The sequence below is a fragment of the Massilia sp. TWP1-3-3 genome, from assembly GCF_049897805.1.
Lineage (GTDB): Bacteria > Pseudomonadota > Gammaproteobacteria > Burkholderiales > Burkholderiaceae_D > Telluria_A.
Window position 1 is genome coordinate 1 of record NZ_JAFCWX010000001.1, and the last position, 16058, is coordinate 16058.

At 62.9% G+C, this 16058-nt stretch carries 12 protein-coding genes and 3 pseudogenes; 11 read left to right on the forward strand and 4 right to left on the reverse strand.

Annotated features, from left to right (window positions below; genetic code table 11):
* The 5 genes and pseudogenes from ACP7D4_RS00005 to ACP7D4_RS00025 all read left to right on the forward strand — a co-directional run.
* Nucleotides 1-152: pseudogene (locus ACP7D4_RS00005) on the forward strand (IS630 family transposase); the annotation flags it as partial.
* 25 nt (nt 153-177) lie between these two features.
* Nucleotides 178-722 (forward strand): annotated as a pseudogene (locus tag ACP7D4_RS00010) (transposase); the annotation flags it as partial.
* A 210-nt stretch (nt 723-932) separates the two neighbouring features.
* Nucleotides 933-1151 (forward strand): annotated as a pseudogene (locus tag ACP7D4_RS00015) (fasciclin domain-containing protein); the annotation flags it as partial.
* 24 nt (nt 1152-1175) lie between these two features.
* Nucleotides 1176-1871 carry an SDR family oxidoreductase gene (locus ACP7D4_RS00020; protein WP_426103600.1) on the forward strand — a complete coding sequence of 232 codons (696 nt, stop codon included), beginning with the start codon at nt 1176-1178 and terminating at the stop codon, nt 1869-1871.
* Nucleotides 1872-2403: 532 nt separating this feature from the next.
* Nucleotides 2404-4407 carry a serine hydrolase gene (locus ACP7D4_RS00025; protein ID WP_426207427.1) on the forward strand — a complete coding sequence of 668 codons (2004 nt, stop codon included), beginning with the start codon at nt 2404-2406 and terminating at the stop codon, nt 4405-4407.
* Between the two features lie 26 nt (nt 4408-4433).
* On the opposite strand, the gene ACP7D4_RS00030 is transcribed toward ACP7D4_RS00025, so the two are convergent.
* The gene (locus tag ACP7D4_RS00030) at nt 4434-5963 is read right to left on the reverse strand and encodes an acetyl-CoA hydrolase/transferase family protein (RefSeq protein WP_426207428.1); all 1530 of its coding nucleotides are present in this window, start codon (nt 5961-5963) and stop codon (nt 4434-4436) included.
* A 33-nt stretch (nt 5964-5996) separates the two neighbouring features.
* The gene (locus tag ACP7D4_RS00035) at nt 5997-6938 is read right to left on the reverse strand and encodes a bestrophin family protein (RefSeq protein WP_426207429.1); all 942 of its coding nucleotides are present in this window, start codon (nt 6936-6938) and stop codon (nt 5997-5999) included.
* Between the two features lie 152 nt (nt 6939-7090).
* On the opposite strand from ACP7D4_RS00035, the gene hpaR reads away from it, so the two are divergent.
* The 3 genes from hpaR (at nt 7091) to ACP7D4_RS00050 (ending at nt 10513) form a co-directional block, all read left to right on the forward strand.
* On the forward strand, nt 7091-7561 hold the full coding sequence (hpaR, locus tag ACP7D4_RS00040; protein WP_426207430.1) for a homoprotocatechuate degradation operon regulator HpaR: 471 nt from the start codon (nt 7091-7093) through the stop codon (nt 7559-7561).
* A 210-nt stretch (nt 7562-7771) separates the two neighbouring features.
* Nucleotides 7772-8935, forward strand: a complete 1164-nt coding sequence (locus tag ACP7D4_RS00045; protein WP_426207431.1) for a cytochrome P450 — start codon at nt 7772-7774, stop codon at nt 8933-8935.
* Between the two features lie 171 nt (nt 8936-9106).
* Nucleotides 9107-10513, forward strand: a complete 1407-nt coding sequence (locus tag ACP7D4_RS00050; protein ID WP_426207432.1) for an aspartate kinase — start codon at nt 9107-9109, stop codon at nt 10511-10513.
* A 29-nt stretch (nt 10514-10542) separates the two neighbouring features.
* Here ACP7D4_RS00050 and ACP7D4_RS00055 read toward each other — a convergent pair whose 3' ends face one another.
* Nucleotides 10543-11487 carry an MYG1 family protein gene (locus tag ACP7D4_RS00055; protein WP_426207433.1) on the reverse strand — a complete coding sequence of 315 codons (945 nt, stop codon included), beginning with the start codon at nt 11485-11487 and terminating at the stop codon, nt 10543-10545.
* Nucleotides 11488-11677: 190 nt separating this feature from the next.
* On the opposite strand from ACP7D4_RS00055, the gene ACP7D4_RS00060 reads away from it, so the two are divergent.
* On the forward strand, nt 11678-11842 hold the full coding sequence (locus ACP7D4_RS00060) for a DUF2256 domain-containing protein (RefSeq protein ID WP_426207600.1): 165 nt from the start codon (nt 11678-11680) through the stop codon (nt 11840-11842).
* A gap of 11 nt (nt 11843-11853) precedes the next feature.
* Here the strand turns inward: ACP7D4_RS00060 and ACP7D4_RS00065 are convergent, their stop codons facing one another.
* Entirely contained in the window at nt 11854-12063 is a 210-nt protein-coding gene (locus tag ACP7D4_RS00065; protein ID WP_426103588.1) for a DUF2945 domain-containing protein, read from the reverse strand.
* A 234-nt stretch (nt 12064-12297) separates the two neighbouring features.
* Between ACP7D4_RS00065 and ACP7D4_RS00070 the strand changes: the two genes are divergently transcribed.
* Nucleotides 12298-13239 (forward strand): histone deacetylase family protein, encoded by a 942-nt coding sequence (locus ACP7D4_RS00070; protein ID WP_426103587.1) that lies wholly within the window; start codon nt 12298-12300, stop codon nt 13237-13239.
* Between the two features lie 28 nt (nt 13240-13267).
* Nucleotides 13268-15955 (forward strand): GNAT family N-acetyltransferase, encoded by a 2688-nt coding sequence (locus ACP7D4_RS00075; RefSeq protein WP_426207435.1) that lies wholly within the window; start codon nt 13268-13270, stop codon nt 15953-15955.
* Nucleotides 15956-16058 lie beyond the last annotated feature (103 nt).

Consider the following 16058-nt stretch of genomic DNA (forward strand, 5'->3'; position numbering starts at 1 on the left):
AGTCAGTCCCAGACCTGACCGAATCGATTGGACAGTTCATTGCAAAACATAATATGGCACCGAAACCGTATATATGGACCGCGAAAGCGACCGACATTCTTGCCAAAGTCACGCGCGCTCGTGCCAAACTTAATAAGCTTCAATCTGTTTGACGCACTACACTAGATGCCGGCGCCAAAAGTGAACAGGATCAGGCAGCAGCGTACGCGGAGCTTGCCGGAAATGCTGCACGATTTGCCCAGCGTTTGCGACTGCGGCGCGAAGTGCAACGCGCAAGGCTACAAAAATAGCTGGAACGGCTATTAGCTACACATCGACACAGCCGATTGCGGCGTGCCGGTCAGTGCCGTTCTCACCCGCGCTTGAGTGCACGACAGCCCGGCGGCGGAGCCGCTGGCGACGATGACGGCGGCGCGCGTGACAAACCTGTATGGGTGTTCGACGCGGCGTACTGCAGCAAGTAATTGCACGAGCATAGCCGAAGTCTGAGCCACGTTGCGCCGATCGACTACAACGCGCGCGGCGGACTGAAGGAAAAGTTTGAACCTGCCGACGCCGTGCGCTACAAGGAGCGCACCGTGGCCGAGCGCAGCAACGCAAGGCTCAAGGATGAATTTTGTGGGCGCAACATCTGAGTGCGCGGTCCGGACAAGGTGATGTCGCATTTGATGTTCGGCTTGGTGGTATTGACGAAAAATCAGTTGATGCGATTGTTTAAATAGCAGCGCAGGCCGGAGATCGGGAATTGCACCGATTGCGCGCGGAGGCGTTGCAGTCACCGGCGCCATCGGCGGCTATAGTGGACCCACGATTTGAGACAGCGGTTTAAGCTATGGTCCTTACTGGAGGATTGTGGCAAAGCTTAGCCGGGTGCGCTGCTGAAGGATTAAAAAGCGTTGGCAAAGGTGCTGACCTACTAAGTCGTCTCGGGCAAGGTCAAGACAGCTGACGTCGCGCCCGGGATGGTCAAGACAATGGAAGGCGGTCCGGTGATCGTCAAGTTCAACGTAGGTAAAATAACAATCGACAAGGCGCGCGTTGCCAAAACCGGCATTGTGGCCGACAACAGCGTGATCCATGTCATCAACACGTTAGCGATGTCAAATATGCAATTCAAGCAGCGCCAGCATCCGTGCTGTTGCTATGTTTAATCAACCATGGAACCGCACCCAATGATGAATAGCTTACCTGACCAGTTTCACGCGTTGATAATCGGTGCATCCGGCACGATCGGCGCCGCGTTTATTGATCTGCTCCGGGAATGCCCGCGTTGCGCCTCGGTGCAGGCGCTCCACCGGCAGACCAAGCCCCACCTCGATTTCAATGACGAAGACAGTATTGCCGAAGCCGCACGCGCACTGGCTGCTGGCCCGCAATACCATCTCATTATCAATGCTGCCGGCGTCCTGCATGCTGAATCGTTCATGCCTGAAAAGCGCTTGGCAGATATGAATTACGCGCAGATGCAGGCCACGTTCCAAGCCAATGCCTTCGGTCCTGCGCTGGTAATGCGCCACTTTGCGCCGCTCTTGCACAGCGAACGGGCGATCATGGCCATGCTGTCGGCGAAGGTGGGCAGCATTGGCGACAACCGGCTGGGTGGCTGGTACAGCTACCGAGCGTCAAAGGCTGCGCTAAACATGCTGATCAAGACTGCTGCGATCGAGCTGGCGCGCACGCAGGCTAACAGCGTGCTGGTCGCGCTGCATCCGGGCACAGTGAACTCGCGCCTGTCGCGCCCGTTTCGTGGCGAATCCATCGGCCGTGCCGCGCGAGATGCTGCGGCCGACATGCTAAACGTGCTTGACGAGCTTACGCCCGCCGAAAGCGGTTCATTCAGATCGTATGACGGAGCGGAACTGCCCTGGTAGCAAAACCTTGGGCCAGGCAATAGACATGCACTGTGCCAGCGCGCGCCCGCTCAACCAGGCCGCTTCGACGGTGCAGTCGTTCAGCTAGTGTCCCGAGTTTGAAGTTCGCAGTATAAATATCCCGAGAATCCCCGCGATACTGCGTCAAAAATGCTCGCAAGGCCTCGGCCTTGCTCCGCTTTTGTTCCTTGTCTCTCGGCGATTTCGGAACATTTATAAGCAACGAACTTCCAACTCAGGACACTAGTCGCCACACGACCCAACCGCAGCGCATCCCAGTGGCTGACCTCATCCGGCGCATGCGCCGTGCTGCTGCAGCGCCAGCGGTGGATGCGCGAGCCTTCCGGCGCGAACGCTCCCGATTCGGCAAAGGCGGAATACATGACTTTGCGCCGACTGCCTGAAGGATCGGAACCGTCCGGTACGCTTCGGCCGCGAATGAATTGTCAGCCGGCATATATGTATCCGAAACAATAACATATATAAATATTATCCAGCTATGATGAGTTTTGATCAACTTATCAAGGCTGCCATGAAGTACTCCTTCGCCGTTTTCGCCACCGTCCTGCTCGCCAGTCCTGCGTTCGCCGCCGACACCGACATCGATGCCTTGTTCTCGGCGTGGAGCAAGCCCGATTCCCCCGGCGCGGTGCTGGCGGTAATCAAGGACGGCAAGGTAGTGCGGCGCGGCGCCTACGGCATGGCCGACATCGAACGCGAGGCCCCCAACAAGGCCTCCACTCCCTTCCATGTCGCTTCGGTGTCGAAACAGTTCACCGCCTTTGCTATTTACCTGCTGGCCCAAGATGGCAAGCTCGGCCTGGACGACGACATCCGCAAGTACCTTCCCGAGCTGCACGACTTCGGCCGCACGATTACCATTCGCCAGCTCATTTCCCATACCAGCGGCTTGCGCGACCAGTGGAACCTGCTGGCCTTGGCCGGCTGGCGCCTGGAGGACGTGATCACCGAAAACGACGTGCTGCGCGTGGTCAGCGCCCAGAAGACGCTCAATTTCACGCCCGGCCGGGAGCACCTGTACTGCAACACCGGCTATACGCTGCTGGGGATTATCGTCAAGCGGGTCGCAGGCACATCGCTGGCGGCGTTCACCAAGGAGCGCATGTTCGATCCGCTCGGGATGACGCACACCCATTTCCATGACGACTACCAAACGCTGGTCAACGGGCGCGCATCGTCGTATGCCAGAGGCCGGGACGGCAAGTGGCAATACGTCGCGCTGTCGTATTCGAACGTGGGCGCAACCAGCCTGTTTACCACGGTCGACGACCTGGCCCTGTGGGACCAGAATTTCTACGACGGCAAAGTCGGCGGCAAGGCGCTGCTGGCGCAGCTGCAGACCAAGGGCAAGCTGGCCGGCGGGCGCGAGATTGACTACGCGGGCGGCCTGGCGATCGGCCAGTACCGCGGCCTTGACATTGTCGAGCACAGCGGCGGCGACGCCGGCTACCGTTCAAATATCGTGCGTTTCCCCAAGGAGCACCTGTCGGTGGTGATCCTGTCCAATGCCGGTGACCTGAACGCGCCGGGTCTGTCGCGCCAGGTGGCCGATGCCTACCTCGGCACCAATGCCGAGCCGTTGCCGGTGGCAAGCGCCAAGATCGAACAGAAGGAGATCAAGCTCGATCCACAGCGCCTCGATGCCTTGGTCGGCGACTTTGCCCTCACCCCGTCGTTCGTGATCAGCTTCACCAAGGAAAACGAGCGGCTGATGACCCAGGCCACCGGCCAGCCCAAGTTTCCGCTATTCCCGTCGAGCGAGCGCACCTTCTTCCTGAAGGTCGTCGAGGCACAGTTCACCTTCGACGCGCCGGGCCCGGACGGCATTGTCAACGGCGGCACGCTGCACCAGAACGGCCAGGATCACCCCGCCAGACGGGTGAAGGCCACTGTACTAAGCGACGAGGAACTGCGTGCACGCAGCGGTACCTTCTACAGCGCGGAACTGAACGTCATCTACCAAATCAGCCAGAAGGATGGCACCTTGGTGCTGCACCACCCGCGCGACGACATGGCGCTGAGCGCGATTTCCGCCACCACGTTCAACGCACCATTCCCGATCGGGAAAGTGGAATACCGCTGCGACGCCAAGCGCGCCTGCAACAGCTTTAGCATCAATAACGGGCGCGTGCGCAATCTGGTGTTCAGCAAAGTGGCGATCACACCGCTGGCGCCCCCTGCCCCGCAGGTATCGGCCTTCGCCGCCACCCCGGTCTACCTGCGCGGCAGCATGAACCAGTGGGGCGTGGGAACGCCCTTGCGGGCGAAGGGCAAACAGTTCACGGCCACGGTCACGCTGGAGCGCGGCTCGCACGAATTCAAGATCGGCTCGGACGACTTTGCCGCCATCGACTTTGGCGCCGTGAACGGCAGTGCCGCCATGGCGCCGGGCGAAACGCGCAAGCTGGAAGCAGTCGGCGCCAACATCAAACTGAACGTGCCGGCCACGGCGGCTTATACCTTCATGGTGGACGTGTCCGACCCGGAAACGCCGTCGCTGACGGTACGCCAGTAAGGTTTGCTGCAACGAGCCGTCAGGCGCTATTGCCCGCCAGGCCCGCTGTCACCTGGCTCGGGCAGCATTGAACCGGTCGCTGCGTAGCGCACATGCCACGACAAGGCCTGTTCCAGCACGTGCGGGGTGTGGCCGCCGCGCAGCTTCGCCGCCGCCACATAGTCGCGCAGCATCTGGCGGTACGGGTCGGCCACGCAGTTTTCGATAATGACCTCGGCGCGCTCGCGCGGCGCCAGGCCGCGCAAGTCCGCCAGGCCGATCTCGGTGACGATGATGTCGACGTCGTGCTCGTTGTGGTCCACGTGCGACACCATCGGCACGATGCTCGACACGCGGCCGCCCTTGGCCAGCGACTTGGTGGCAAACACGGCCAGGTAGGCATTGCGCGCAAAGTCGCCCGAGCCGCCGATGCCGTTCATCATGTGCGTTCCGCCCACGTGGGTTGAATTGACGTTGCCGTAGATGTCCGCTTCGAGCGCGGTATTGATCGCAATGATGCCGAGCCGGCGCACCACCTCCGGGTGGTTGCTCACTTCTTGCGGGCGCAGCACCAGGCGCTCCTTGTAGCGGCCGATGTCGCCGAACACCTGCGCCGCCTTGGGCGCCGACAGCGTGATCGACGAGGCGGACGCGAAATCGAGCTTGCCGGCGTCGAACAGGTCGAAGGTCGAATCCTGCAGCACTTCCGAATACATGGTCAGGTGCTGGAACGGGCTGTCGATGAACCCGGCCATTACGGCATTGGCGATGGTGCCGATCCCGGCCTGGATCGGCAGCAGGCGCTCGGTCAGCCGTCCGAGCGCGACCTCGCGTTCGAAAAAGGCGACCAGGTGGGCGGCGATCGCCGCCGTGTCCTCATCGGCCGCCAGGATGGTCGAGCAGCTGTCGCTTTTTTCGGTGATGACGATGGCGGCGATTTTTTCGGGGGCGATCATGATGGCGGTGGTGCCAATCCGGTCGTTCGGCGTCATCAAGGGAATCGGTTCGCGTTGCGGTCGGTGTTTCGGAATAAAGATGTCGTGCAGGCCTTCCAGCGCCAGCGACTGGGCCAGGTTGATCTCGACGATTACCTTGTCGGCCAGGATGGCAAAGCTGGCGCTGTTGCCGACTGAAGTCGTGGGAATGATGGCGCCGGTTTCGGTGATGGCAATCGCCTCGATCACGGCGATATTGATTGGCGCGATCTGGCCGGTGCGCAGCAGCTCCACCGTTTCGGACAGGTGCTGGTCGATGAACATGACTTCACCGCGGTTGATCGCCGCGCGCAGGGTCGGATCGGACTGGAACGGCATGCGGCGCGCCAGCACGCCGGCCTCTGTCAGGATCTTGTCGACATCGCTGCCCAGCGAGGCGCCGGTCATCAGGGTGATCTGCAGCGGATCATGGCGCGCCCGTTCGGCCAGCGCCAGCGGCACTGCCTTGGCGTCGCCGGCCCGCGTGAACCCGCTCATGCCGACCGTCATGCCGTCTTCGATCAGCGCGGCGGCAGCGGCGGCGCTGGTGATGCGATCCCACAAGAGGGGGTTGCGGATGCGATCCTGATACTCGTCATGCATGGTAAGTCCTTTTTTACGGCAGAAATGGGGCAATCAGGTCAGGCAATCATTGACGGGCGCCAGCGGCGCCGGCACATTCACGTCGCACAGCGCCGAGCGCAGGTCGATTTCGATGGCGCGGCAGATAGCGTCGAGCGGCAGGTCGTTCGGTTCCAGGCCGAACGGTTCCTCGATCTCGTCGCCCAGGGCGTCGAGGCCGAAAAACGTGTAGGCGACAATGGCCACCACGAACGGCGTCATGAAACCGATCGAATCGACCAGCCCGAACGGCAGCAGAAAACAATACAGATACGCGGTGCGGTGCAACAGCAGCGTGTACGAAAACGGCACCGGCGTGTTCTTGATCCGCTCGCACGAGGCGCCGGCGCCGGTCAGGGCCGACAGCGTGGCGTCGATGGCAGCGGCCAGGCACGGGTCGATCCGCCCTTCTTTCAGGCACCGGCGCAGGTCCATTCCCATCTGCAGCATCAGGAAGTCGGGCTTGTTGCGGGCGCGCTCCATCTGCTCCCATTCGGCCGGCAGCAACAACGCTGTCAAGCCCGCGTCCGATGGCTGGTCGCGCAGCAGGTCGCGCACGGCATGCGTGAACGCGATGGCCCGGTACACCATGCGCACTCGGGCGTCGGCCAGCCCGTCTGCAAAGTTTGCCGGCGCGGGATAGTCGATCAGGCTGAGGCACTGGCGCGCAAAATTGCGGCTGCGCAGCACCAGTTCGCCCCACAACTTGCGCCCTTCCCAGAAGCGGTCGTAGGCGGCGTTGTTGCGAAAGCCGAGAAAGATCGACAGCGGCAAGCCGATCAGCGTGAATGGAATCGTCGTCAGCGTGATTTTTAACTGGAACACGTCGCCATGCGACCAGGTTACCAAGGTGGCAATGGCAATGTTGACGACCAGTGCCGGCAAGATGCGCGGCAATACGGAACCGCGCAAAGCGAGGAATAGCCTGAGCCCGGACGGCCGGTCGCGCACGATCATGGCCGGTCTTTTCTGTCAAAAGGGAAGGAAGTACGGGTATAATTCACTAGCATATGAGTGATTTAATCACTCATATGCTAGCAAGTCAAGTCATGCGTGCATGCTTGCCGACAATTTTGCCCATTTCACCGCGACCGACATCAGGAGTTAACGTGGCTCACCGCTTCACCCACCGCAACTTGCCGCAGCAGTTGCTCAAGGCGCGCGACGCGCTGATGACGCATTTTCGCCCCGTCCTCAATCACTACGGCTTGACCGAACAGCAGTGGCGGATCCTGCGCGCGCTCGATGAACACGCGCAACTCGAACCGCGTGAAATTTGCGCGCTGTGCCAAATTCTCAGCAGCAGCATGGCGGGCATCCTGGCGCGCATGGAAGAAACCGGACTCGTGCAGCGCAGCCGGATCGAAGCGGACCAGCGGCGCTTGCTGATCAGCCTGGCGCCAAAAGGGGATGCACTGATCGATCATATGGCGCCGCTGATCGAATTGCAGTACCAATACCTTGAGCAAGCGTTCGGCAAGCATGCACTCGAGGCGTTGTCGAGCGCGCTTGAAGGTTTCATCGACGCGCAAGCCAAGCCCGTGGCGCGGGTGGCGTTGCCACCAATAACAAGTTTGTGAACCCGTGGCCGGCAGCGTACGCACTGGCTGGAACGGACTCCCAATAAAGATGCATATAGTATATTGCTTTAAGCGAGGCATTACCCTAGACTGGTCTCCAGTGGACAGGGCCTGGCATGCACGGCGCCACCTGAGGTTCTGCGCCGAGCATGGCGAAGGCTACGATGCGCGCGATTGCGGCAAAACACGCATGCGCTTATAGGGGGCAAGATGACAAGCGAACCAAAAAACGATTGGGATCCAAGGGGTGAAGCGGCGCTTGGCGATCAGATTGCCGTGTACGATGACATGCGCCAACGTTGCCCGGTGGCGCACAGCGACTATCTGCACTGGTCGCTGTTCCGGCATGAAGATGTGGCGCGCGTGCTGGACGACCACGACAGCTTCAGCAATCACGTTTCCAGGCACCTTTCCGTGCCAAATGGCATGGATCCCCCGGAACACACTGCGTACCGACGCATTCTTGATCCTTATTTCAGCGCGCAGCGCATGGACGCTTTCGAGCCTGCGTGCCGCGGCATCGCCGCCAAGCTGGTGAGCCAGATGGCGGCGCGCGAGGAAACGGATCTGATGGCGCAGTTCGCGCAAGACTTTGCGCTGCAGGTCCAGTCCGACTTTCTGGGCTGGCCGGCCGCTTTGCACGAACCGCTGCGCCACTGGATCGGCAAGAATCACGCGGCCACCCTGGCGGGCGACACCGGCGCCATGAACGCTCTGGCGTTCGAATTCGACAGCTATATTCAAGCCTTGCTCACCGCGCGCCGCGACGCCGGCGCCGACGCCCCCGACGATATCACCACCAGCCTGCTGCGCGACAGGATAGGCAAGAGCCTGCTGGGCGATCGGGACATTATCAGTATCTTGCGCAATTGGACGGTAGGGGAACTGAGCACGATTGCCAGCTGCGTGGGCATTCTGGTCCATTACCTGGCCGAGCGACCGTCGCTGCAGCAACAACTGCGGGAGGAACCGGCATTATTGCCCGCCGCAATCGATGAAATACTACGGATTCATGCCCCGCTGATTGCCAGCCGCCGGATTACCACCAGGCAGGTCAAGATCGGCGAGCGCACGCTCGCGGCAGGAGAACGCATCAGCCTTATCTGGGCCTCCGCCAACCGCAGCGAAACCGTCTTTGGCAATCCCGATGAATTCCGGCTGGACCGTGACCCAGCGCTAAACCTGCTGTACGGTGCAGGCATCCATGTTTGCCCGGGCGCGCCGCTGGCACGGATGTCGCTGCGCATTTGCATGGAGCAATTGCTGGCACGCACCGTCCACATCGCCCTGATGCCGGGAATGGAAGCCTTGAAGGCGGTGTATCCAGCCTCCGGGTTTTCTGTACTGCCACTGTCAATTCGGTACGCACCCTAGCGTTGTTCGCTGCAAGCCAGGTGGCTTGGTGGTACGCGGCAAACTTTGACAAGCACCGGAGGCGCCGCCATACTTCCAGAGTCTCGCACAAGGCAAGCCTGCCGCGCGGCGATGCCGCGCCAGTTGCCAGCGCCACCCCACATGATCGCCATGCCCATCCAGGAACATCAAATGAAGAAAATCGTCGTCAAATTCGGGGGTTCCAACCTGCGCCGCCCCGAAGACATCGATCGCGTGGTCAATGTCGTGCAAACCTACCAGCGCCCGCTGGTGCTGGTGGTGTCGGCCTTTTTCGGCATCACCAACGCGCTCGTTGCCTGCGTCCAGGCGGCCAAGGAGGGGGCCGGCAAGCTCTCCGCGCTGGCCGAGAGCCGCGACTACACGCTCACCTTGCGCACGCTAAAGAAGGACATCCTGGACGCCAACATCGCCGACCTGGAGCAGCGCAGCCGCACCGAAGCGGCCCTGAACGCGCGCCTCGACCAGCTGGAGCGCTTCCTGACCGGCATCCACTATATTGGCGACGTTCCCGACTTCGTCAATGATGTCATCTTGAGCTATGGCGAACGCCTGTCCAGCCTGCTGGTGACGGCGGTGCTGCAAAGCCGCGGCATCGCCGCCCGCGAAGCCCTGCCGGAGGATATTGGTCTGTTTACCGACGGCGTGTTCGGCAACGCCGCCTGCGATTTTGACGCCAGTACCGGCCCGGTGTCAGCGGCCCTGGCCGGCGACGGCATCGTTGTCGTGCCGGGCTTTTACGGCGTCAGCCGCGACGGCAAGACCACCCTGTTCGGGCGCGGCGGCTCCGACTATTCGGCCGCGTCGATCGCGCGCTGCATCGGCGCCGAATCGCTCGACGTCTGGAAAGACGTGGACGGCTTCCTGAGCGCCGATCCGGGCGCGGTCGAATCGCCCCATCCGATCGCGCGCCTGCACTACCTGGAAGCTGCCGAGCTGTCCTACTTTGGCGCCAAGATCCTCCATCCGCGCACCGTGGAACCGCTGTTCGACCAGGCGATCCCGATCCGCATCCTGAACATCACCCGTCCTGACCTGGGCCTGCACGCATTTACCGTCATCGACGGCGAACGCACCGTCACCCATGATGTGGTGAAAAGCGTCTCGTCCAGCGACGACGTCGCCATTCTCAAGTTGCACGGCCCGGGCGTGGGCTTCAAGCCCGGCATCCTGGCCGAGGTCACCTCCACGCTCGACCGCCAGGGCATCAACATCAAGAGCGTATTGACGGCCCAAACGGCGATCAATATCTTGCTCGCGCGCGAGCACCTTGAAGCAGCGTACGATGCGCTGGCAACCCATCACATGGCGGGGGTCGTCGAAGTGAGCCGCAATGATGCGGTTGCCATCGTGGCGGTGGTCGGCGACGGCGTGCTCGACGCGTCCAACGTGGGCAGCGCGATCGCCAGCCGGGCCTTGTCGGCGGCGCTCGCCGGCGGCGTACGCGTGACGCTCAGCGCTGCCGGCGCCAGCGAAGTGGCCGCCTATATGCTGGTCGATCGCGAAGACCGGCGCCTGGCCTTGCGCCTGATCCACGCCGAATTTTTCAGCGCGAGGTAAATCGCAAAAAACGCGCCGGCGCCAGGGCGCTACTGCCCGAGCGCCTGCAGCGCCTGCGCCGCCATGCTGCGTATGCCTTCATACGACTTGGCCGACGCGATGAAGCGGCCATTATGGCAAAAACCGGCATCGGCCACGCCGGTGACGGCAGCGAGTTGCGCGTCGCGCAAGCCGGCCCATGCGTCGGGCAGATCGGCGCGCGCCTTAAAACTGTCAGGGCTGACCGGGATCGTGTGAATCATGTAGCGCTGCTCGGCGATATTGTGGCTGATGACAAACATCACCTTGGGCATTTCCTTGCGCACCACCTGGGTCCAGGGCAGCGCGCCGTTTTCCAGGAACAGCACCCTGCCATCGTCAAGCACTGTTGCCTGCCTCACCTGCTCCACCGACAGCAGCGCGCCAACGCGGTATTTGACGGCGTTGATCATGATGTCGGTGAGTAGTTCCATGGCGCGCGTAAATTGGCTCAGCCGGTAGGCAGCGTCGGCGTCGCCGTAACCCACCCTTTGCTCGTCGAGCCAGTTGGGGTTGAAGCCGGACACCACGGCCGAGAGGCCATAGCCGCCCGGCGCATTCTTGGCCGCGCCCACATCCGACAAGTCCAGATACTGCACGACATCGGCGTCGATGGCATGGGCCATCTCGACCGCCCTGTCGTCGGCCAGGGTGGTGCCCGTATGCGCCGCCGCCAGGGCGCTGACGCAGCGCGCGCCGTATTCCTTCCATACCAGCCCCGCGCTGGCATACGGCACGCCGGTCGCGCGCGCGCCGCAAAAACCTTTCTGGTGATGGTCGAAGCGCCCCGTCGCCGGGTCCCAGATACCGCCGACGTCGACGGCAAAGTCAGCCGCCTCAACTATTGCGGCATCGCGCGTGCGCACCACTTGCGCCTGCGGGAACAGTATCTTCAGCGCCGCGACGGCCCACGCGTCGTCGGCGTGAAACTTGCCGCTGTGAGTCACAATTACCATACAAAAATCCAGTCTCGTTCATGTGCGGCGCCTGGAAAATGCCCATCCTGCATAGGCGCCCTCGCGCAATGATACCGGGTTTGGCGCACGGTAACCGTGCATCTGCGCCGCATTGCCGGCGGGCGCGCGCTGCAGGCCGTGGTCCGGTTCCGGTCCGGCGAGGTACGGCTGTAGAATGGCCGGCATGAAGATGCGAAAAAAATCCGAGCTGCCCTCCAAGCTATGCGCCCACTGCGCGCTTCCTTTTACCTGGCGCAAGAAGTGGGAACGCGACTGGGAACAGGTCAAATATTGCTCAGAACGGTGCCGCCGCGCGACCGCCCCGAGCCCAACTGAGGGTGGCGAACGGCGCTGACGCCGTTTGCCTTAGGCTTTTTTCAGTGCCGAAGCCTTGTGCGCGGCCTGCGCGCCCGTCTTGTCGCTGACCACCAGGTATTCAGGGTTATCAGGGGACGCCGCCACATGGTGGCCGTGGATTTCCATTGGCTCGGTGAGCTTTTTCTGGATCGTGCCATGCACCGTGCCCTGCGCTGACTGCCATTGCACCTTGTCGCCCACCTTGAATGCCTCTGCCATGGTGATTCCCCTTTCCCGTCAATCGTGGTCTATCAGTCCATTTGACCATAGCGACAAGACGCGTGGCGCACTGTGTACTGAGATTGTCAATTTTGATCTGGATCAACGAATTGTTTGACATCGATCATTACACTGAGCTAAAACCACATCATTACATTCCCGATCAAGTACGGGCCCGGGTACGCCGCGTGCCTGCAACGTCAAACAAAGGCAGCGATGCTCCCAGCCTCAACGATGCTCCCAGCTTATATCTCCCACCCCGACTGCCTGAAGCACACGATGGGAGAGCAGCACCCCGAGTGTCCGGAACGCCTAGGCGCCATCCGGGATATGCTGCTGATCAAGGGTTTGCTCGACTTCATGCAGCCGTGCGAGGCACCGCTGGCGACCGAAAAGCAACTGGCGCAAGCCCACTCCAGCCTGTATATCCACACCCTTGCCGCGCTCGCGCCCGAGGAAGGATCGGTGCAGGTCGATCCTGACACCAGCATGAACCCCTTCAGCTACCAGGCTGCGCTGCGTTCGGCAGGCGCCGCCGTGCTGGCCACCGATATGGTCTTGACCGGCGCCTGCGCCACCGCCTTTTGCAATGTGCGCCCGCCCGGCCACCATGCCGAATATGCCGCGGCCGGCGGCTTTTGCTTTTTCAACAATGCCGCCGTCGGCATCCGCCACGCCCTCAACGTGCATGGCTTACAGCGGGTCGCCTTGATCGACTTCGACGTCCATCATGGCAATGGCAGCGAAGACATTTTGCATGATGACGAACGGGTGCTGATGTGCTCCATTTTCGAAGACAAGCTGTATCCGTTTTGCGGCAACATCGCGCGCGGGACAAACATGATCAACGTCGCCCTGCCGGCCCGTTCCGGCGGCGAGCTGCTGCGCCAGGCTGTGACGGACCAGTGGCTGCCCGCGCTGGAGCGCTTTCGCCCGCAACTGATTTTTATGTCGGCCGGCTTTGACGGCCACCGCGACGACGACATGGGCAACCTGGCCCTGGTCGAAGCCGACTATGCCTGGGTCACCAGGCAAATCCTGGACGTGGCCCGGCGCCATTGCCAGGGCCGGATCGTCTCCTGCCTGGAAGGCGGCTACGAGCTGTCGTCGCTGGCGCGCAGCGCCGCCGCCCATGTCAAGGCACTGCTGGGGCTTGACGACCAGTCCGACCTGTAACGCCCCCCTTCACTTGCCAGGCACGCTCATGGAAAATCACTACCTCACGCCGCTGTTTTCACCCCGCTCGATTGTCGTCTTCGCGGGCAAGGCCGACCAGCCAGAGCTCCCGCCGTCCCAGACCAGCTACGGGCGCGACATCGGCGCGCAACTGGAGCAAGGCGGCTTTACCGGCCCGATCACCTTCCTTGACGTCGGCATGAGCGGCACCCTGACCGACCTGGCCCAGTCGCGCGCCGACCTGGCCGTGATCGCGCTTCCCAACGACGAGCTGGCGTTCGCGCTGGAAGTGGCCGGGCGCATCCAGTGCCGCGCCGCGCTGATCCTGTCGAGCGGCGTGCAAAGCCCGCTGGCCAGGGAACTGCACGCCATCGCCCGCAAGTTCGGCATCCATTTGCTCGGCCCTAACTGCCTGGGCTACCAGCGCCCGCGCCTGCATATCAACGCCAGCGTCGCCGGCGCCATGGCCCAACCGGGCAGCCTGGCGCTCATTTCGCAATCGGGCGCGCTCACCTCGGCCATCCTCGACTGGGGCAGCCAGAATGCGGTCGGCTTTTCCACCGTGGTCTCGCTGGGCCCGAACACCGCCGTCGACCTGGCCCAGACGCTGGACTTTCTGGCCACCGACCCGGCCACCCAGAGCATCGTCATCTACATGGAAGGCTTGACCGACGCGCGCCGCTTCCTGTCGGCCCTGCGCGGGGCCGCCAATACCAAGCCGGTGGTGGTGCTCAAGGCCGGCAACGCGGCCGCCGCGTCGCAGGCGGCGCTGACCCACTCCGGCGCCTTTGTCGCCAGCGACGACGTGTTCGACGCCGCGCTGCGCCGCACCGGCGCGGTACGGGTCAAGTCGTTCGTGCAGCTGTTTTCGGCGGCCAAATGCCTGGCCTCGCGCTACCGCCCGGTCGGTCCGCGCCTGGCCATCATCACCAACGGCGGCGGGCCCGGCGTACTGGCGGCCGACTGGATTGGAGAGCTCGGCCTGCAGCTCGCGCGCCTGTCCGAGCCCAGCGTGCAGGCGCTGGCCCCGCTGCTCTCGCCCCTGGCCACCCTCTCCAATTTGATCGACCTGTCCGAGGAGGCCGACGCCGACGCCTTCTGCGCCGCGGTGCAGGCCTGCGCGCGCGACGCGCTGGTCGACGGTATTCTGGTGATCTATTCGCCCAAGCTCGGGGGCGACCCGGCGGCCGTGGCGCGCGCCGTGAGCACGCTGAACGCCAGCCTGGGCAAGCCGCTCCTGACTTGCTGGATGGGCGACCGGCAAGTGACGGCAGCGCGCCAGATCATCAACGCGGCTGGCGTAGCCACCTTCCGCACGCCGGAAGCGGCGGTCGACGGCTTTAGCAATATCGCCGCGTTTTACCAGAACCAGCAGTTGCTGCGCCAGACCCCGCCGCCGCTGTCGCAACTGACCAAGCCCGATCTGGACGGCGCGCGCCTGCTGATCGAAGGCGTGCTGGCCGAGCGCCGCAAGGTGCTCACCGAGATGGAATCGAAGGCGCTGCTGGCAGCGTTCCACATTCCGATCACGCACACCATCCTGGCGCGCAGCAGCAACGAAGCCATGCTCATCGCCAGCCAGCTAGGCTACCCGGTGGCGCTGAAAATCGACTCGCCCGATATCGCCCACAAGTCCGACGTGCAAGGCGTGGTGCTCAACCTCACCAATGCGGCCGCCGTGCGCGACGGCTACTGCGACATGATGGCCACCGTGCGCCGGCTGGCGCCCGAGGCGCGCATCAATGGCGTGACGATCCAGAAAATGGCCGGCAAGCGCCATGGCCGCGAGCTCTATATCGGCGTCGTCACCGATCACCTGTTCGGCCCTGCCATCAGCTTTGGCGCGGGCGGCACCATGATCGAATTGATCAACGACCGCGCCGTCGAATTGCCGCCGCTGAACCAGTTCCTGGCGCAGCGCCTGATCGGCAGGGTACGTGCGTCAAGCATGCTCGACGAATGGCGCGGCGCGCCGCCGGCGTGCCGCGAAGCGGTCGAGAACATGCTGCTGCGCGTTTCTGAAATGGTGTGCGCGCTGCCGCAGCTGCGCGAAATGGACATCAACCCGCTCATCGTCGACGAGCACGGGGCGCTGGCGGTCGACGCCCGCATCGTCGTCGACGCCGCGCCGCAAGCGTCGCACAGCTATGCTCACCTGGCCATTTTGCCTTACCCGTCGAACTACACGCAGGAGTGGCCGATGCGCGGCGGCGGCCAGTACCTGCTGCGGCCGGTGCAGCCGGACGACGCCTGCATGCTGCAAGACCTGGTGCGCGGCCTGTCGGAAAAATCGCGCTACTACCGCTTTGCCTCCTCGCTGCGCGAGCTGTCGGTGCCGATGCTGGCGCGCTATACGCTGATCGACTACGACCGCGAAATGGCGCTGGTGGCGGTGCAGACGCAGCGCGCGCCAGGGCCGGACGGCGACTTTGTCGAAACGACCAGCATCATCGGCGTGTCGCGCTATATCGCCAACCCGGACCGCAGCAGCTGCGAGTTTTCGCTGCTGGTCGACGACCGCTTCAGCGGCCAGGGCTTGGGCACGCGCCTGATGCTGGGGATCATGGAGGTGGCGCGCGACAAGGGCCTGACCGAGATCGACGGCCTGGTACTGTGCAAAAACAGCGGCATGCTCAAGCTGATGGGGAGCCTGGGTTTTCAGATTCGTCCGTACACCGAGGACCCGGACTTTCGCCTGTGTAGCAAGGCACTGTAGAGGCGCGCTTGGCGGCACCGCCGGCGGCAGGCGCGTGGCAGCCGCCGGGCAGTGGGTGTCTGTCTGCAAAGAAAATGCCTTTAGGCTAAACTGCGTCGCGTTC